Source organism: Legionella qingyii, assembly GCF_003184185.1.
Window position 1 is genome coordinate 142917 of record NZ_QHJG01000008.1, and the last position, 19040, is coordinate 161956.

Consider the following 19040-nt stretch of genomic DNA (forward strand, 5'->3'; position numbering starts at 1 on the left):
ACAAAATCTATTAATTTCATGATACTACTAAAAAATGAGTTTTGTTTGGTTTAAAAAGTCCAACTAACATTGATTAACAACTAAAGGAACCCTATTCATGATCAATGAGCTAATACAACAATTTTCCACACAAATACAAACTTTTTTATATATCATGATGATTATCAATGGTATTTTACATTTGATTTTTGCTGGTGCGGTAGCCCACGATGCAGGAAATATGAATCGAACGGGGCAAAAACCAGTCTTAGTTTCTGCTGCTACCTGGGCATTCGCGACATTGATAGGAGGTGTTTTCACGGCAACAATTTATTGGCTACTCCACCACTCCACAATCACGAGACCCACAATAAGAGAGATTCGTTATGACCAACCCTAATATTAAAACAATTGATGTACATCAACTAAAAAAAATGATGGAGAACGATCCCAATCTTTGTTTAATTGATGTTAGAGAATTGGAAGAATGGCAAGAATTCCATATTGCTAGGGCAATCCACATCCCTAAAGATCTCATTACATCTTCTATTGCAGATCAATTTCCTAATAAAAATCAACCCATTTATTTACACTGCAAAGGGGGTGTTCGATCTTTATTTGCCGCACAATCCTTAATAGATTTAGGATATCAAGAAGTGTATTCAGTAGATGGTGGTATTATTGATTGGGCTATGTCGGGTTACCCCATAGAACACCAAAAGAAAATATCAGAGCCACAATTATAATTCGAGAACTTATCCTAGTTTGATGCAGCGAAGGAGTTCCGAAAAATAAGGCCCCACTTCACTGCACCTGGTTACTCTTAGTAAACCAATACCGATTAAAGGCTGCCATTGGCAAAAAGAGTTTTGCTGATAGGCTCCATAGAGTCTTTACTATTAGGAGCACCCAACTCAGGTGGGGTCTTATCTGAAAACATTCTTGCACGATTTTTTATATCAGAGTCTTTTACCAACTGTTGTTCCTTTGTCTGATCAATCTCTTTAGCCCTGTAGTCCGCTACTTTTTTTACCAAATCTTGCAGCACTTTTTCTACTTTATAATCCTTAATTTTTTTACTTGAAAAAGGCTGTTTACTGGGGGGGAGATAACCTTTTCTTGGATCTGAGTCTATATACACTTGTGCATGCATAAAATTACTCAAAGCATCATACATATCAATCAAATCTTTAGAGTCTGGGAAATTGTCCAGAGTAAGATTGAGGGATGTTGTTAATGCATTATATAGAGTACTGTTTTCGGGAGCCAAAAAATATGGAGTTACAGTTCCTTGATAACTTTTATGAATTTGAGCACGAATATAGAATGCTGCTGCATTAAGTACACGTGTTTTATCATCTTTAATGTCGGATTGTTCAAGACAGCTGAGAATCGCACGTAAGTATTTACACTGAATAGCTCGTTCAGGATGGCTAATGGAAAGAAGCCTTAATGACTTAGGTATGTCTTTTTCATCCAAGCTATGACTTTTTAATTCAGTTGCAATACTCTCCCTAATGTATTTTGCCAATTTAGCATATTCGACATACTGAAAACCCATTTCTGTTCTCCTTAAACTCCATGAATCGGGATTAGTAAAATTTACTCCAACGCGAAGTTTAAACTAATTCATAAAGCCAGTCATGTAATTTCCTTTTACTCCTTAATTAATTTTTAATCTATAAAAGTCAATAACATAGAGTATATAAGTTCGATTATGTACTCATGAAATAAATTCTTCTCTCCGCACCTCCGCCCAATGTTGAAGACATTTTAAAATGGATAAAATCTTTAAATTTACCTTTTTGATTGCATTTTTATGCCCTGTTGATTAATTTACCTCTTTTATTCCGCATCAGGATAAGCTATGAAAAAATACCTCTGTTCCATTTTTCTTTTTCTAAATTGTCTCAACACATATGCGCAAATTCATCAACCCAAATTGATTGTGCAACTGGTAATCGATCAATTGCGTGGTGATTTAATCTTTCAACATCAGCAACAATTTGGGAATGGAGGATTTAATTATTTATTAAATCATGCCATTGATTATCATAATACGCATCACCCACATGCCAATACAACTACGTGTGCAGGACATGCTACTGTTGCAACGGGCAGTTTTCCAGCCCTACACGGCGTTGTTAATAACGAATGGTATGACCGAAAATCACGGCAAATGGTCTATTGCATGGAAGATTTAAAAACTAATATATTGCAAACACCTCATACACGTATTGTTATTCCAGGACGCTCGCCTAGGAATTTATATGTCTCAACGTTAAGCGATGAAGTCGTACTCTCCCAAAAAGGACGTGTTTTTGGTGTTTCTTTAAAAGATCGTTCGGCAATAACTCTTGCGGGCCATACGGGTAAAGCGTATTGGTTTGACACAACCAATGGTGGTTTTATTACCAGTACTTACTACTATAGCCAATACCCTCAATGGGTTAATAATTGGAATAAAAATTATCATCCACAAGACTACGATTGGTATCTTAGCCGTTCTAAATCTGAATATATAAATGCTAATTCCCCTGTTTTCCATCATGAGGATGAGCTTTTTGGTCAAACCTTTCCACATCATATAACTCAAGCTCCTAGCCCCGAATACTTTAAATCATTGTCTCGAACACCTAAAGCAGATCAATTAACCGCAGATTTTGCAGAACGACTTTTAACTGAAGAGCGATTAGGACAATCTTCTGGAAAAACTGATTATTTGGGTATTAGCTTCTCTGGCGTTGATGCGATTGGCCATCAATTTGGCCCCAATAGCCTTGAATCAGAAGATAATTTGTTAGAATTAGACAAAACTCTGGCACATCTTTTTGCAGTTATTGACAAACAAGTAGGACTCAACAACACGCTTATAGTACTTACTGCAGATCATGGTGTAAATGATGGACCAACCTATCTCAAAGCGCATCATATGGATGAAATTAATCCCATTAATATCCCGCAAATGGAACAATACATTCGTGCCACATTAAAAGAGCGGTACGCGCTTCCAGAACAAACACTAATGTCGATTACCCCGCCGTATATCTATCTAAATCATAAGATAATAGATAAACATAAAATAGAACTGAATGAGGTACAACGTTATCTTGCGCGTGCGTTAACCCTGCAACCAGGAATATTCAAAGCATATGCATTGCCAATTAGAGATATTGAACAAGATTGGCTTACCGCTAAAGTTAATAAAATGTATTTTCCAGATCGGTCTGGAGATCTTTACCTCATTCAACCCCCAAATCAATCATATGGTACTAAAGGTAAAGATCGCGTTGCTCATGGCAGTCCTTGGCAATATGACAGTTATGTCCCTTTACTATTTGTCCATCCGGATTTTAAAGCGCAACGTATATTTCGTTCGACTTACACCACGGACATTGCCCCTACTTTATCTGCGGTACTGATGATAAGAAATCCATCTGCAGCTACCGGACACCCCTTACAGGAAGTAGTATCTGCTTTTAATTAAAAATATAGCCCTGGATCTACATCACTACACCCAGGGCTAAATTTTAACTATAGAAATCAGCTAAACTTATATTATAGAATTTATGGATTTTATCGCTCTATAAACCAGGGCTATTATAAGTAAATCCTAATTTAAAGATTGAATTTAACGCAAAAAACCTTTAGTATTTGCACGAAATTTCTAACGATATCATCATGAACAAACAAGCGATAATTATTGGGATTTCAGGCCCTTCTGCATCAGGTAAAAGTCTTTTAGCGAATACGATCGTTAATGAACTTGGCTCGGAACAAGTAGTAGTTATTTCTGAAGATGCCTACTATAAAGATAATGGCCATTTGCCTTTCCCTGAAAGAGAAAAAATAAACTACGATCACCCTGACTCTTTTGATCATACTTTGCTTTGCGAACATTTACGACAATTAAGAGATGGTAGACCAGTTGAAATTCCAATTTATTCTCACTCCAAGCACATGCGTTTGCCTGAAACCAGAACAGTGGGACAACATGCCATTATTATCCTTGAAGGTATTTTACTCTTTAGCGATAAAGAGTTACGCGAAATAATGGATATCCGAATTTTTATGTCCACTCCGCTCGATGTGTGTTTAACCCGACGTTTAAAAAGAGATGTGGTTGAACGACATAGAACCTTTGAATCAGTAGTTCATCAATATGAAACAACAGTACGCCCCATGTACTTGCAGTTTATTGAACCATCCAGTCGCTATGCAGACATTATTGTTCCTCGCGGAGGAGAAAACAGGATTGCTATTGAAATGATTCAGGCTAAGATGCGTGAATTGTTAGCATTGCATACTAATCAATGAGCGTTCAATATGAAAATATAAGTTTATTTTTCATATCGAATTTAATTATTTAAACTGGATCCCGTATAAATGCTAACATTTTATGGGATAACATTCGTTTAGCGATATAAAAGACATTAAAATGCCTTTTGTACCGGACTCATGTTAATTAATTGAGGAGAGAATGGTGGGATTTTTAGCGGGTAAAAAAGCACTCATTATCGGGCTGGCTAGCAATAGATCTATTGCTTATGGTATTGCCAAAGCATTTCATGAGCAAGGAGCCGAATTAGCGTTTACTTATCAAAATGAACGTTTACAAGACCGTGTGGAAACAATGGCAGCTGAATTCAATTCATCACTGACCTTTCCTTGTGATGTGGCTCATGATGAGGAAATCAAAGCCCTTTTTTCAAATCTCCGCAAGCATTGGGATCACTTGGATATCTTAATTCATTCAGTAGCTTATGCTCCAGCTGATCAAATTAGTGGAGATTTTGTAGAATCTTGCACTCGTGAAGGCTTTAGAATTGCTCATGATATCAGTGCATACAGTCTAATAGGTCTGGCGCAAGCTGCTTTACCTATGATGGAAGGTACTGAAGGTTCTCTGTTAACCCTAAGTTACTATGGCGCCGAAAAAGCAGTACCTAACTATAATGTTATGGGTGTTGCCAAGGCAAGCCTTGAAGCTTCTGTACGTTATTTAGCTTCAAGCCTAGGTTCTAAAGGCATTCGAATTAATGCTATATCTGCAGGACCAATCAAAACACTTGCTGCGGCTGGAATTAAAGATTTCCGGAAAATTCAAAATGCCTATGCTAATATTACCCCGCTCCACAGAAACGTTACAATTGAGGAAGTTGGCAATACTGCAGCATTTTTATGCTCTAAATTAGCGTCAGGAATTACCGGCGAAGTAGTACATGTTGATGCAGGATATCATGCCGTATCTACTATGAGTGATATCAGTTAAGTTTTTTCGACCTCTCCTACAATCAGGGGAGGTCTACTTCTCTGAATACAGGTTTTCATTCTGTAAAACTCCAAATCTAGTCAACCAATGAGCCAAATTTTAAAATACCCTGACCTCAAGTTTCTCAAGAGCAAAATTCGCTAGTTCATTATATCTAACAGCTAAATGCCATTTTATGAATATTTAGAAACTTATTCATTTTAACTATTTCATATTTATAAGCTATTCTTTATACACGTACCTGAATAAAAATCGTCCTGTATCAAATGGTCAGACAGATTCTATTTCTTTGGACTCTCGCTATAATAAGCTCTATAGCCATAGGCGCTCCTTTTTCTATAAACAATTTGGTTAAGGTCACTCCGGAAAATGATAATCAGTGCGTGCGATACTACCTGTATAAAGATGTCCTTTATTGTAATTCGACAACCGATTATGAGCCCATAGATCCGCAAATAAAGAACTATGAAAAATTAAAAATTGCATTTGATGAACGTCCATGGCAAATGGCTTGGGGCAATAAGAATTCAATTGGGACAACAATCGAATACATTCCTGCTGGTGATCGTAATGATGTTTCTGTCCAGGTAGCGTGCTATCTCTGGAGCCGATTTACCACCCGCACACAGAAGAACATAGTGAGCTCGTCCACCAATATTCGTATTTTTCATAAGGCGAAGGCGCTGCAATTCGGAGCACTCAGATTCAGTTAAGGATATCCTTATCATTATTTACACTTCAATTTATTAAAACGTGTGCCAAAGGTACATTATTTCTATGATTTGCACTGGATATTTAATGAGGGCTGCTTATTAAATTTTATTCGTGGCAGAAAACAACAGTATTTCTATGGTACAACAGAGTATTGGATTGGCTTAGTTGATAATATACCGTTTTGCTTTGTTCTCTCGGATATTTACAAGCAGATCAAAAGTTATCCGATGTTCATAGAAGTAATTTGTCACCCTCAGGTCATACCATTGGTCTTGATTTTGGTATAGGAAATATAAAATATTTAGGCCAAGGCCTCGCTGCACCAACGTTAATTGAATTTGTCAGTTTTTATAACAAATCTGTTGATCCTCTGGCGGATACTTTTTTTATTGATCCCGATAAGAATAATCCTCGAGCGAAACATGTTTATAGCAAGGCAGGATTTATAGAGGTAGATAATTATGCCCCACAGAGGGTGCCTTTATAGGACAAACAACCGATTTAATGGTAAAGAAAATATAATCCTTCGGATTGGGTTGTTCTTGTCCATTAGAATACTTATCCAACTATCCCCCTATTCTTCTGATACACATAATTCATAGATTCATGTGTCCAACCACCTGCCATTTCGATCATAGACTTTACGTCTATACTTTAAATATGCCAATACACGTTCAGTTTAAAAATGATTATATTAATGGATCCCAATGACGATGCCGTAAATTATCATGGTAGTAATCTTGCCAAAAAATATAACGAAAAAATTGGGAAATTTACGGAACAACCTTCAAAGGACCTGCTTAAAGAGGAAACCAGAATCACTTGCTTTGGACATGCCTCTCAGAAACAGTTTGGAGAACAATTGCTCTCCCCCGAGGCCTTTGCAGAAAATCTCATAAAACATGGTTTGTCCAAAGATAAAGAGGTTACCATTGATTTAATAGGTTGTGAGATTGGTTTTCTACAGAATAATCAAAACTACGCAACTAAGGTAGCCAAATATCTTTATGAGAAAAATTATCTAAACATCACGATTAAAGCAGTCAATGATCTGGCTATAAAAGAAAAAGCCAGCGGAATGAAATTACTTCCAAATTTTGATAAATCGATCACTGTTAGATATTTACCTGCAAGACAAAAGAATGCCTATGATGCAGAAATGAAAAAAGCAACAGATCCTATTGAAAGAAGAATAAATGATATAAGGACGGAACTAAAACAATTACAAACTCAAACTGCTGGGGCAAACAGTATGGAATTAGAAAAGCGTATAGGTAGCCTTCGTTCTGAATTGTACAAACTCATGATAAATAGAACGAATATTGAAACGCATATTAATGATAAATACTACCAGGATTCCAGCAGATATCCTGATATAAGAGTTGCTCTGGATAGCAATCAAAACTATTGCATCACTCCTAATTCATTTAAATTAGAAGAATCTCTTTCAGCAGCAAGAAAACAAGCTCTTATTATTGTTAACAATAGAATTGCCGAGTTGGAAATTGAAAAGCATTCAGTAAAGGACAGTTGGGTACCGGATTTCATTCTTGGTATCGAGACTAAAGATAAGAAATTAAGTGATTTATATTCGCTTCGTGATGAAGTTCTTAAACCAGATTCCACCCTTAAAAACAGCGTTGTGGCTCTTTTAACCAATGAAGTATGTGCAACTAAGAGAACCAAAGCAGCATTACTGGAATTGAAAGGTATTTGTGATCAAAATGATGAGTTTCAAGCTGAAAGTCCTAAACTTAAGTAGATGGTGATCCTATGATGATGCTGATAATAGATAATGAAATAAATAAAGACTTTGTGAAGTCTCTCTCGAAAGAACAGCCTGAATCAAACATTGTTGTTTATAAACAAGGCTATGTATTGAATGAGCAGATTAAGGATAATAAGTTATTCATTGTTGATTTAATGGCCGACATTCCTAATGTTCATCATTTATTTCCAGATTTATTAGCACATGAATTAATCATCAATAAATTACCCGCATCTATTACCGATATTTATTTGATAGTAACCTTTTTTGATAACGTAACGATAACTTCTTTTGCAAATCGTCTTGCCTCTGCTCTTAGAGAAGAATATAAATTAAAAATATCGGTACATGTTCTTGCCAGATTGGGCCATGATCAAACGAAACTGAGCTTCAAGCATCACAATGGCTTATGGAAAGTATATGGAGAAAATAATAAAACTGAGTTAACTGATCAAGGAATAAACCAACCCATCTGGGAGGGCACGACGCTTATGACTTATCTGGATCATCAAGAACAAATCTATACAGGGGTTTCTTTTGCTTGGTCATTTCAAGCTGGAATGTAAGTATTTTTGTAACGCAACAGCCAGATGTAAGTTTAGAATTCGTACTGCATTGATTCATTCATAACTAAGCAGCCCTCATTAAATATCCAGTGCAAATCATAGAAATAATGTACCCTTGGCACACGTTTTAATAAATTGAAGTGTAAAGAATGATAAGGATATCCTTAACTGAATCTGAGTGCTCCGAATTGCAGCGCCTTCGCCTTATAAAAAATACGAATATTGGTGAACGAGCTCACTATGTTTTTCTGTCTGCGGGTGGTAAATCGGCTCCAGAGATAGCACGCTACCTGGACAGAAACATCATTACGATACGACTATGGCTTAACCGCTATTTGCAAGAAGGGCCAGCAGGTTTAAGAACTAGAAAGCCACCGGGTCGCACAGCGCAAAAAGCCCCTGCTATTGAAGGCCAGCTTGAAGAATTACTCAGCCAGTCCCTCAAGACTACGGTTATCAAGAAGCGGGTTGGTAAATCAATGTATTGAAAGACAGGTTCAGCAAACAAGGCTTATGAGTGTGATAACACTATTGTCAAATCGCTCAATCGTCTGGGCTATGTTTATAAACGTTTTTCTAAGACATTACCTAAAAATGCCCCTTGTGTAGAAGAAAAAAAATCTCGTATTAATGAGATTGTTGAGTCGATTGAGCAAAACAATCCGTCAGACATCGAAGTCTTGTTTTTGGATGAAACACATTTTTCAAATCAACCTTATGTCAAAAGTAGTTCATACGGAAAAATGCCGCTGGGGGAAAACAATTTTTGGTGCTTTAAACATGCGAACAAGTCGCGTTTACTGGAAGCAAGCAGATAAAGGCAATAGTACCCAATTTATCATGTTTTTACGCCAGTTACATAAAGCCAACCCTGAAAAAAAAATGGTTAAAAAATTTAAAAAATAGTGAGCAATTAAAAGCGACTAAAAATCAGAATAATGTAACAGATTAGCGAAGTTTTGGGGCATTGGGCTCAAAATCTTCGGTTTCAGCAGGTGTATCAATAGGATCTAAAGGATTTTTCTGGTTCATCAGTTGCGCAGGCAGAACTGTTGCACCCACGCGAGTATTAGTAAGAACTTCCATTTCATGTCGAGTATCGATTGGATCATAAGAAATTCTCCCGATCTCATCTAATTCCTTTTTAGTATCGATAGGATCATAATTAATTTCATCGTTACTCAATTTTTCTTGAGTATCGAGCTTTTTAATTTCATGCCATTTAGACTTTTTCATAATATGCTCAAAAGAACGGTTTAAATATATTATAGCATGATGCCAATCCCATGGGATGTAGAAGGAAGAAATTGATTACTCAATTTCCCCTGTATTTTTATATACTTTATCCAACGCCTTTAATGACTCCAGCAAGGGTTTCATTTTAGCCAAAGGCCAACTGTTAGGACCATCACTCAAGGCCTTATCTGGATCAGGATGAGTTTCCATAAACAATCCTGAAATACCTGCAGCTACTGCAGCACGAGCAAGAACAGGAACAAACTCGCGTTGTCCACCTGAAACCCCATTATTTCCTCCCGGCAACTGCACCGAATGCGTTGCATCATAGACAACAGGACAACCAGTTTCTCGCATAATGGCTAAAGAACGCATATCAGAAACCAAATTATTATATCCAAAACTTACACCACGCTCACATGCCATAATCTGCTCATTACCGCATGCCTTTGCCTTGGCAATCACGTGTTTCATTTCCCAAGGAGCTAAAAATTGCCCTTTTTTGATATTAACAGGCTTATTCATCGATGCTACTTTCTGGATAAAATTAGTCTGTCTGCATAGAAACGCTGGAGTTTGTAACACATCCACAACACTCGATACCTCCAACAATGGAGTATCTTCATGAACATCAGTTAAAACAGGAACACCCACCTGATTTTTTACTTTTTCTAAAATAGATAATCCTTTTTCAAAACCAGGGCCTCTGTAACTGGATATAGAAGAACGGTTTGCTTTATCAAACGAAGATTTATATATAAAAGGAATCTGCAATTGCTTGCAGATTTCCTTTAAATAACCCGCGGTTTCCAAAGCCAGTTCTTCACTTTCAATGACGCACGGTCCAGCAATTAAAAATAAAGGCTTATCTATACCTACTTCAAATCCACATAATTTCATTCTTGATTGTTTCCTTGATGTTTTTTGCGAGCAGCAAGTACAAATTGCTTAAACAGTGGATGACTTGCTCTTGGAGTCGATGTAAATTCTGGATGAAACTGGCATGCCAAAAACCAGGGATGATCGGATAATTCTATCATTTCAACCAAAGAATTATCTGCTGAACGTCCGGAGATAATCAACCCATGTTCAACCAAGCTTTCTACATATTTATTATTAACCTCATAACGATGACGATGGCGCTCTATTATTTGAGGTTTTTCATAAACGTTACGTGCCAATGTACCCTCTGCTAATTGGCACATTTGCGCCCCTAAACGCATTGTACCACCTAAATCACCATGTTCATCACGAAGTTTTTTTGAACCATCCGCATCCATCCACTCATTAATTAATCCAAGGACAGGATATGGGGTATTTTTGTTAAATTCAGTAGAATTTGCTTCTTTTAAACCAACAACATTTCTGGCAAATTCGATAACTGCGGTTTGCATTCCCAAACAAATTCCCAAGAAAGGAACTTTATGCTCTCGAGCATATTGGATAGCTTTAATTTTACCTTCAACACCACGCTCCCCAAAACCGCCTGGGACAAGAATCGCATCAATACCTTCTAAAAGCGAAGCACCGTGAGTTTCAATTAACTCAGCATCCAAATAAACAATTTCGACTTTTGTTTGAGTATGAAGTCCAGCGTGCAGTAAAGCCTCATTAATCGATTTATATGCATCATTCAATTCAATATATTTTCCGACCATAGCAATTTTTACAGTCGCGGTTTGAACGGCACTCATTGCCACAACACGATCCCACTCACTTAAATCGGCAGGTTTTACATCAAGTCCCAATTTTTTCACAACAATTTCATCGAGTCCGTGCTCATGCAATATTCTTGGAATTTGATAAATACTCGGCGCATCTTCGAGCGAAATAACCCCTTCTTTTTCCACATTGGTAAATAATGCAATTTTTGCTCTATCTGACATAGGCAAAGCTTTTTCTGAGCGGCAAATCAAAATATCCGGCTGAATACCTATAGAACGCAATTCCTTTACTGAGTGCTGGGTTGGCTTTGTTTTCGTCTCACCAGAAGTGGCAATATAAGGCACTAACGTCAGATGTATGAATAAAGTTCTTTGGGAACCTAATTCAACTCGCATTTGACGAATTGCTTCAAGAAAAGGCAATGATTCGATATCACCTACAGTTCCACCAATTTCAACCATTGCCACATCGAAACCATCAGCACCCAATTTAATGCATCGTTTGATTTCATTAGTAATATGGGGAATGACCTGAACCGTTCCGCCTAAATAATCCCCTCTTCTTTCTTTTTTAATGACATTTTCATAAATTTTCCCTGAAGTAAAATTATTACGTTTTGTCATAGTTGAATTTACGAAACGCTCATAATGCCCCAAATCCAGATCTGTTTCTGCACCATCATTGGTCACAAAAACTTCCCCATGCTGGAATGGACTCATGGTTCCAGGATCAACATTAATATAGGGATCAAGCTTAATCAGTGTTACTTTAAGACCACGTGCCTCGAGAACTGCAGCGAGCGACGCAGCTGCAATGCCCTTTCCTAAGGAAGATACCACACCACCTGTAATAAAAATAAAATTTGTCATAATTGACCTTGTATCCTGCTAATTAAGTACTGTTCAGTAGAGAAATAGAGAATTCGGATTCCATTGTAGCTTGGGTGCAGCGTAACGGAACTTGGATTTATTAAGACCCGGGTTCCGTTACGCTGCACCCAGGCTACAATATACCGTGGCTACAAACGAATCAAAACACTGACCTAAGTTATCGCCAATAAATGCCCCATTTTCTCTTTCTTAGTTTTTAAATATCTGTGACTTTCCTTAGTAGGTTCTATTTCTAAAGGCACTCTCTCCATAACCTTTACTCCATAACATTCAACAGCAGCAATTTTTGATGGATTATTGGTTAATAATCTTATTGCATCAATACCAAAATATTTAATTATTTGATAGGCAACTGCATAATTTCTGCTGTCTGCAGGAAGACCTAGTTGATGATTCGCATCAACGGTATCCCAACCTTGCTCCTGCAAGGCATAAGCTTTTAGTTTATTTGCTAAACCAATTCCTCGCCCTTCCTGGCGTAAATAGATTAAAACACCACCCTCAGCCGCAATCAGGGACAAAGACTGTTCCAATTGATTGCCACAATCGCACTTACAAGAGCCAAAAATATCACCTGTAATACATTCCGAATGAATACGCACTAGAGGCGCGCGATTAGCAAATATAGGCGGCTTCACCAATGCAAAATGTTCTGCACAATCAAGTTCATTTGCAAAAACAGTCATATTAAAATCACCTTTGTCTTGCAAAGGAATACGTGTTGAAGCAGCCGCTTTGACTAACATTTCATGACGAATTCGATATTCTATCAAATCTTTAATCGTTACCAGAGGAATATTATATTTTTCGGAAAATGCAACCAATTCATCACGTCTACTCATGGTGCCATCTTCGTTAATAATTTCACAAATTACAGCGGCAGGAGTTAAACCAGCGAGTTTTGCTAAGTCAACACTACCCTCTGTCTGTCCAGGACGTTCTAAAACGCCTTTTTTCTTGGCACGCAAAGGAAAAACATGTCCTGGAGAAATAACATCAGTAGGGCCACTCTCAGCAGCAATTGCGACTTTAATAGTCTGAGCCCTATCTTTAGCGGAAATACCTGTTGATACACCTTCTGCGGCCTCAATAGATACAGTAAATGCAGTACCATAAGGAGACCTATTGTTTTGCGCCATCATTGGTAATTGTAATTTATCAATTAGTTCATCAGCCATAGACAAGCAGATCAAACCACAACCATGACGAGACATAAAATTAATTACTTCTGGCGTTGCATAATCAGCGGCTACAACCAGATCCCCTTCATTTTCCCTATCTTCATCATCCATTAAAATAACCATTTTACCGGCTTTGAGTGTTTCCACTGCGTGTTCTATTGTAGCTAATGAATACTTCATAACGCGACCTCATTTGATCCAGTGTTCATTTAATCCTCCAGCCAATCCAGACATGCTATCATATTGTCGCCCATAGCATGCCAAGAAATAGTATGCGCTCGGTCAAATATCCCACTCTGCTGGTATGCTGAAATTGCATCGTGCTCCAAAATACTTGGAACAATATATAAATAAGTTCGATGAACTAACCTTTCTTGGTGCAGTGCACTAAAAAGGGCCCCTCCTGCTTCAACCCAAACATCATGATATCCCTGCTCACCAAGATGGCTGATCACAGCATCTAAATCCATTACTCCATTTTTCATGGGCATGAAATGCAAAGTACTGTTAGGATAAGAAACTTCTCGCTCATTGCAATGATACACATGGCAATGAGCCGCGGTTGAAAAAATTATAGATTGTAGGCCAAGACTCAACTGCCTATCAATAATTGCAACAGGCTTTGCCTGTTCTTCCTGGCCTAAACGCACGTTCATCTTGGGATTATCCAGACCCACTGTTTTGGCAGTAGTAAGAATCACATCCGCGGCAGCACGCATTTGATGCGTGAACTCTTCACATAAAGCATTCGACAAAATAACACGCTCCCCTACCGAGCGTCCAATTTTACCATTTAGCGTTTGCGCAATTTTCACTGTTACTCTTGGCTTTTTGGTTACAGTCCAGTAGGAGTAACTTTTATAAAATTCGGTAATTTCATCTACAGGATAATGCGTCACCTTAATTCCATGGGCACGTAATTTTTCTGAGGAATTATTTTTAGCTACAACTGGATTAGGATCCAAATAAGCAAAAACAACTTCCTCCACTCCATGATTAATAATCGCATCAACACAAGGTGGTGTTCTTCCCCAATGATTACATGGCTCAAGAGAAATATATAGACAAACCCCTGGCATTTTAGGAGGAATCTGTGTTAACAATAATTGTTCTGCATGCGGAGTCCCTGCACCTCCATGACTTGCTTGTGCTATAATATTTCCATTTTGCACAGCAACCGCGCCAACACAGGGATTAGGGGCGCAATGGCCTTGTCCAATCCGGGCCTGTTCAAGTGCTGCGAGCAAAAACTTTTTGTGCATTGTTTAAGTACCTTTCTATGATGCAAGGTAACTGCTCAACACTAAATAGGCGTAATCCCAAAGGACAAACGGCGGGATAACGAGAGAGGATGAGTAGTTACGATGTGTGAATGATAACAAATTATTCAATTTTTGAGTAGCCTAATGATTAAATTGAAAATTAAGAAAAGCATATGTTGGATACTGTTAGCGAGTATTTTTGCCCAGCCTTCTTTTGCCGAAGGTCTGTCTCCATTCTCAACCAGTGAGTTGGAACAACTGGAAAAAGAATTCGTGCAACAAATCAATCAATCAGAAAGCGTAGAACGAAATCCATTGGCAAGCCAATATATTAATCGCATTGGGAAAAACCTTGCTCATGCGGGTCATATTAAAACACCTGATTTTTTTATAGTAAAATCAAATGAAATCAATGCATTTGCAGGTCCTGGTGGACATATAGGTATCAATTCACAACTTATTTTAACCACCAGTACTGAAAGTGAGCTTGCTGGGGTAATGGCCCATGAAATCGCACACGTACGTTTGCATCATCTCTACAGAATGATCGAACATCAAAAACAAATGCGTGTTCCTATGCTTGCGTCCATACTGGCATCTGCTGCTTTAGGAGTAATTAATCCCACAGTTGGAATGGCTGGAATGATGGGAGCCTTAACAGGATTCTCACAAGACAATATCAATTTTACCCGCTCCAAAGAAAAAGAGGCGGATAGGATCGGTATTGATATGTTGACTAAAGCTGGATATAACCCCAAAGGTATGGCTGCTTTTTTTAAAAAAATGCAGGAAAATTCACGTTATTACTACACAGCAAACGTACCTGCCATTCTACGTACCCACCCGCTGGATGGAGACAGGATAGCTGAAGCAGAAAACCGTATCGCACAATCTTCACCCCAAAAACATGTAGATTCTCCTGAGTATCCTTTAGTTAAGGAATTAATCCGCACATCTGTAACTCAAGATCCTAAGACGTTATTTGATTATTATGAGCATCAATGCAACAAAAGAACTCCCGCCCATGCCTGTCAATATGGCCATGCCCTTACCTTAATTAATAATAATAATTATGCAAAAGCAGCTACTATTTTGACTCCTTTATTGGCAGAAAATAATAATCTCTATTTTCAAATTGCTATGGCGCAAGCTGAAACAGGAATGTCCCAACATAAAGCAGCACTCTCTCGATTAGAAGAAATACAAAAAAACTATCCGGACAATTACGCTGCACTTATGGCATACGCTCAAGGTTTGTTGGCTGCGAATCAAAATGAGAAAGCAACCGGTATCTTGCTTAAAGGAAGCAGAAAATATAAACACGATCTTCCTTTGTGTCGCGAGTTAGCTCGAGCCCAAGCGCAATCACATCAAAAAAGTTATGCCTATTTTACTCAGGCTCAATGTTTACTTCTTGAGGGACAAAAAAGAGCAGCGGTAGCTCAACTTAAAGTAGCCCGTGGCCTGGCAAAAAAAGATCCTTATTTATCAGCAAGGATTTCTGCCAAAATTGATGAAATTGTGAATTAAACTAAGATATCTATCTCCCTCACCCATAATGGGAGAGGGAACCTTTTATTCAACTAACCGAGTTATACTAATAGAGTTTTTTTATTCAACAAACAGATGTCTCTTCTCCCTTTGAGGAGAAGGTGCCGACAAAACGGATGAGGGGCTTACTATTTCTCCCCCATTTTATAGAAGAAAATTTTTCTGACAGTATTTCAAAAATTAATCTCGAAAATTCTCATATTGCAATGGCAATTTGATGTTTGATTTCTTCAAAAGAGCGATTGTCTCTTGCAATTCATCGCGCTTTTTACCTGTTACACGAACTTTGTCTCCCTGAATAGACGCCTGAACCTTAATCTTGGAATCTTTTATACATTTCACAATCTCTTTAGCTATTGGTTGATCGATTCCTTGCTTAAAAGTCATATTTAAGGAATAAAATTTTCCACTGTGCACTGGCTCATCTTCTATTTCCACTCCCGAAGCATCAACATTGCGTTTACTGCAATGATTACGGAATAGATCCTCTAATTGCCTAACTTGAAAATCTGCTTCAGCTCGTAATGTCACCGTCAGTTCTTTAAGTTCAATGCTTGACTCTACACCCCGAAAATCAAAGCGCGTACCCATTTCGCGCACAGCATTATCAACCGCATTACGTAATTCAACCATGTTTGTTTCAGAGACAATATCAAAAGAAGGCATAAGTTACTCATTTAAGTTAAAAAATATAATTTAACAAAAATCCGAATGCTGCACCACAATTCCAAATGTCAATTCTTATTGTTGCATATTCACCTAAAGAATGTTATCAAATTAATTGGCTCAAAAATATTCTATTTAGTTACCATCCGTACAATAACCTTCCGGTTATTCTAAATCTCAAGGAGTGAGAAGTATGGCAAAGGAAAAAAAGGAGTATTACGCGTCATATCAACCCCAACCTCATCATTCTCGTTTTTGGCTCCATTCAGAGTCCTGTTATACCGAGGAAGAATTAGAGCAAAGAGCATGGATACTTAAAGCACGCGCCAACTCAGGGATTCATCCTGATTATTTAGCTAACCCCAGTTCCTGGTTCGCTGATGATTCCCAGGCTTTAATCAATGTTTATGAGCATTCCTGGTTTTACTCTAATGCATTCAAGACGCGTCACGCTTTAACCCGAGATGATTTTCATGTCCAACCTATTGATAGTCAACGCCTGCAATGGTCTGCTTTGTATCAATTAATGCAAAAAACTGGTGATTATTTATTATTAAGAAATCAGGATTTACGCCAAGATCATTTAAATCAACCCATGAATTTCTTCTTGTTGGATCTTAATCATATACTGAAGGGAATAAGTCAAAATCCAAATATCAAGCAAACAAGCGAGCAACTAGAGTTAGTCACTCGTTACGTACGGACTATTGAAAAAAATATCTCTCCGTTTGTAGGTTCGGATCGATTATTTTTGGCCAATTTCCGCAGTACAATTGATGATGAAATTCAGCCGCAATTAACCCACAGAATTGAATCACAATTATTAAGAGATCGCCTTGGCGAATTATCAAAAACGATTGAACAATTATCCACCACGCGGAACAGAGTATTGCATTTTGCTCTAAATGCAAATCCGGTTAATCCTCATCCCTATACCTTCGCAATCGATAAACCTGCTGATTTAAAAGCCTACCCTACTCAAGCAGTAAAAGAATGTGGGAAAAGTTCAACCGCAATCGTAGATAGCCCTATTTCTAAATTGCACCTAACAGCGGACCAACTTAAAAACTGTCCTGATTTCCAATTAGTAAATATGCAAGATAACGTATTAGATAATTATGCTAAAGCAATAACGGATTTAAATGAACTCGACCAGTTTCAAAAAGTCATTACTCATACTATGGATCTATTAGGGCAAGCGGGCGAAGTGTATACGGTTCTTCAATTTAAGGAGCAATTATCTTTATTACTGAAACAAATTGACTATTTTATTGATGAATCCTCAATTCATATTGAAGAAGTTATCCACGCTAATACAAATGCATATCATAAAGCGATTCAAGAGGAACAAAATTTATCCTTAATCAAAAAATGGTTAACCTCTGAGCAAACAAAGTTAAATACCTTTATTGCAAATCAAGATACATTGGCACAATTTCCGTCCACAACAGTGGATCTTTCCAAAACGAACCAAGTACTAAAACAACAAGTCAATTATGTTATTGCTCATTTAAATGGTCCTAAAATGAAGGATACTGATTTCGCAACACTTGCCGGACAAGCTCAGGAATTAAATGCATTAATGGATTCGATGCACCGCTGGATCTCATTTCAATATTCTATCAAAGGGCTGAATCCCCCCAAAGAACCTGAAAAATTACAGCTATTACAACAACCAAAATCGCAGCAACCACCTCATCACCAACCTAAACTACGACCCTCATTTTTTGAGTCAAACAAAAATCAACCTGTAGACATTTGCCCTCCCAACTTGAACTCCGAAATATCGATATGCCGACTCCCAGCAGAGCAACCACCTGCCATAGCAGCCTGTGTCGATCAGGATATGCCTGTATGTCGTGCGCAAAATGAGCAATCTCATACAGATCTTTCAGGTGTATATCTTGGAGTTATTATTTTAGTTCCCATTGGCTTGCTTGCACTCTATTTATTGTATCAATCCCTTAATAAATCAGAAACTAAAGTGAAAATTCTAGGAAGCAAAGAAGAGTATGAAAAAATTAAAACTGAATTGGATGATTTCATTATCGAAATCAAAAAAACCGAAGACCTGAGCGATTTAAAAATAAAATACAAAATAGAAGATTTTATTGAAACATACATTCAGTTAAACAAACAAGCTCAAAGAGGAATGTATGATGTAGAAGAATTAAAGGAGCTTTATGAGGATATGAAATATTTTTATAGTGAGTACAGATCTGAATCCGCATCACTTGGATCATTTATGTATTAATTAGTCCAAACTTATTTGAGCCGTTTCACCAAGCGG

20 protein-coding genes are annotated in these 19040 nt (G+C 37.6%); 13 read left to right on the forward strand and 7 right to left on the reverse strand.

The genetic code is table 11. The annotated features are described in order from the left end of the window. Positions 1-97: 97 nt before the first annotated feature. Positions 98-379: a hypothetical protein gene (locus DGG96_RS06660; RefSeq protein ID WP_058467828.1), complete on the forward strand. Its 282-nt coding sequence runs from the start codon at positions 98-100 to the stop codon at positions 377-379. Continuing rightward, on the forward strand, positions 366-725 hold the full coding sequence (locus DGG96_RS06665) for a rhodanese-like domain-containing protein (RefSeq protein WP_110141449.1): 360 nt from the start codon (positions 366-368) through the stop codon (positions 723-725). Before DGG96_RS06660 ends, DGG96_RS06665 begins: the two co-directional genes overlap by 14 nt. A 95-nt stretch (positions 726-820) precedes the next feature. Here the strand turns inward: DGG96_RS06665 and DGG96_RS06670 are convergent, their stop codons facing one another. Further along, positions 821-1540, reverse strand: a complete 720-nt coding sequence (locus DGG96_RS06670; protein ID WP_110141448.1) for a hypothetical protein — start codon at positions 1538-1540, stop codon at positions 821-823. Positions 1541-1846: 306 nt separating this feature from the next. Here DGG96_RS06670 and DGG96_RS06675 point away from each other — a divergent pair, with 306 nt between their 5' ends. The 9 genes from DGG96_RS06675 to DGG96_RS06715 all read left to right on the forward strand — a co-directional run bounded on the left by DGG96_RS06675 (position 1847) and on the right by DGG96_RS06715 (position 9205). Then, positions 1847-3466 (forward strand): alkaline phosphatase family protein, encoded by a 1620-nt coding sequence (locus tag DGG96_RS06675; RefSeq protein WP_110141447.1) that lies wholly within the window; start codon positions 1847-1849, stop codon positions 3464-3466. A gap of 194 nt (positions 3467-3660) precedes the next feature. Further along, positions 3661-4296, forward strand: coding sequence for a uridine kinase (udk, locus tag DGG96_RS06680; protein WP_110141446.1), 636 nt, complete (start codon positions 3661-3663; stop codon positions 4294-4296). A gap of 163 nt (positions 4297-4459) precedes the next feature. After that, entirely contained in the window at positions 4460-5251 is a 792-nt protein-coding gene (locus tag DGG96_RS06685) for an enoyl-ACP reductase FabI (RefSeq protein ID WP_110141445.1), read from the forward strand. A gap of 266 nt (positions 5252-5517) precedes the next feature. Continuing rightward, on the forward strand, positions 5518-5964 hold the full coding sequence (locus DGG96_RS06690; protein ID WP_205872612.1) for a hypothetical protein: 447 nt from the start codon (positions 5518-5520) through the stop codon (positions 5962-5964). A gap of 182 nt (positions 5965-6146) precedes the next feature. Then, the gene (locus tag DGG96_RS06695) at positions 6147-6452 is read left to right on the forward strand and encodes a GNAT family N-acetyltransferase (protein WP_199739183.1); all 306 of its coding nucleotides are present in this window, start codon (positions 6147-6149) and stop codon (positions 6450-6452) included. A 210-nt stretch (positions 6453-6662) separates the two neighbouring features. Next, entirely contained in the window at positions 6663-7727 is a 1065-nt protein-coding gene (locus tag DGG96_RS06700; protein ID WP_110141444.1) for a hypothetical protein, read from the forward strand. A gap of 11 nt (positions 7728-7738) precedes the next feature. Continuing rightward, positions 7739-8299, forward strand: coding sequence for a hypothetical protein (locus DGG96_RS06705; RefSeq protein WP_110141443.1), 561 nt, complete (start codon positions 7739-7741; stop codon positions 8297-8299). A gap of 149 nt (positions 8300-8448) precedes the next feature. Beyond that, positions 8449-8787, forward strand: a complete 339-nt coding sequence (locus tag DGG96_RS06710) for a helix-turn-helix domain-containing protein (RefSeq protein WP_110141442.1) — start codon at positions 8449-8451, stop codon at positions 8785-8787. A 202-nt stretch (positions 8788-8989) separates the two neighbouring features. After that, positions 8990-9205 carry a hypothetical protein gene (locus DGG96_RS06715; RefSeq protein WP_133249324.1) on the forward strand — a complete coding sequence of 72 codons (216 nt, stop codon included), beginning with the start codon at positions 8990-8992 and terminating at the stop codon, positions 9203-9205. A gap of 42 nt (positions 9206-9247) precedes the next feature. Here DGG96_RS06715 and DGG96_RS06720 read toward each other — a convergent pair whose 3' ends face one another. The 5 genes from DGG96_RS06720 to ribD form a co-directional block, all read right to left on the reverse strand. Continuing rightward, complete coding sequence (locus tag DGG96_RS06720) at positions 9248-9535, reverse strand: hypothetical protein (protein WP_110141440.1); 288 nt, start codon at positions 9533-9535, stop codon at positions 9248-9250. A gap of 75 nt (positions 9536-9610) precedes the next feature. After that, entirely contained in the window at positions 9611-10435 is an 825-nt protein-coding gene (gene kdsA, locus DGG96_RS06725) for a 3-deoxy-8-phosphooctulonate synthase (protein WP_110141439.1), read from the reverse strand. Then, positions 10432-12069 carry a CTP synthase gene (locus DGG96_RS06730; RefSeq protein WP_110141438.1) on the reverse strand — a complete coding sequence of 546 codons (1638 nt, stop codon included), beginning with the start codon at positions 12067-12069 and terminating at the stop codon, positions 10432-10434. Before DGG96_RS06730 ends, kdsA begins: the two co-directional genes overlap by 4 nt. A 173-nt stretch (positions 12070-12242) precedes the next feature. Further along, a complete protein-coding gene (ribB, locus tag DGG96_RS06735) occupies positions 12243-13451 on the reverse strand; it encodes a 3,4-dihydroxy-2-butanone-4-phosphate synthase (protein WP_110141437.1) in 1209 nt (402 codons plus the stop codon). A gap of 29 nt (positions 13452-13480) precedes the next feature. Then, the gene (gene ribD / locus DGG96_RS06740; protein ID WP_110141436.1) at positions 13481-14533 is read right to left on the reverse strand and encodes a bifunctional diaminohydroxyphosphoribosylaminopyrimidine deaminase/5-amino-6-(5-phosphoribosylamino)uracil reductase RibD; all 1053 of its coding nucleotides are present in this window, start codon (positions 14531-14533) and stop codon (positions 13481-13483) included. Positions 14534-14677: 144 nt separating this feature from the next. On the opposite strand from ribD, the gene DGG96_RS06745 reads away from it, so the two are divergent. Next, complete coding sequence (locus DGG96_RS06745; RefSeq protein WP_110141435.1) at positions 14678-16063, forward strand: M48 family metalloprotease; 1386 nt, start codon at positions 14678-14680, stop codon at positions 16061-16063. A 201-nt stretch (positions 16064-16264) separates the two neighbouring features. Here the strand turns inward: DGG96_RS06745 and DGG96_RS06750 are convergent, their stop codons facing one another. Further along, positions 16265-16750, reverse strand: a complete 486-nt coding sequence (locus DGG96_RS06750; RefSeq protein ID WP_110141434.1) for a YajQ family cyclic di-GMP-binding protein — start codon at positions 16748-16750, stop codon at positions 16265-16267. A gap of 193 nt (positions 16751-16943) precedes the next feature. On the opposite strand from DGG96_RS06750, the gene DGG96_RS06755 reads away from it, so the two are divergent. Beyond that, complete coding sequence (locus DGG96_RS06755) at positions 16944-19004, forward strand: hypothetical protein (RefSeq protein ID WP_110141433.1); 2061 nt, start codon at positions 16944-16946, stop codon at positions 19002-19004. Positions 19005-19040 lie beyond the last annotated feature (36 nt).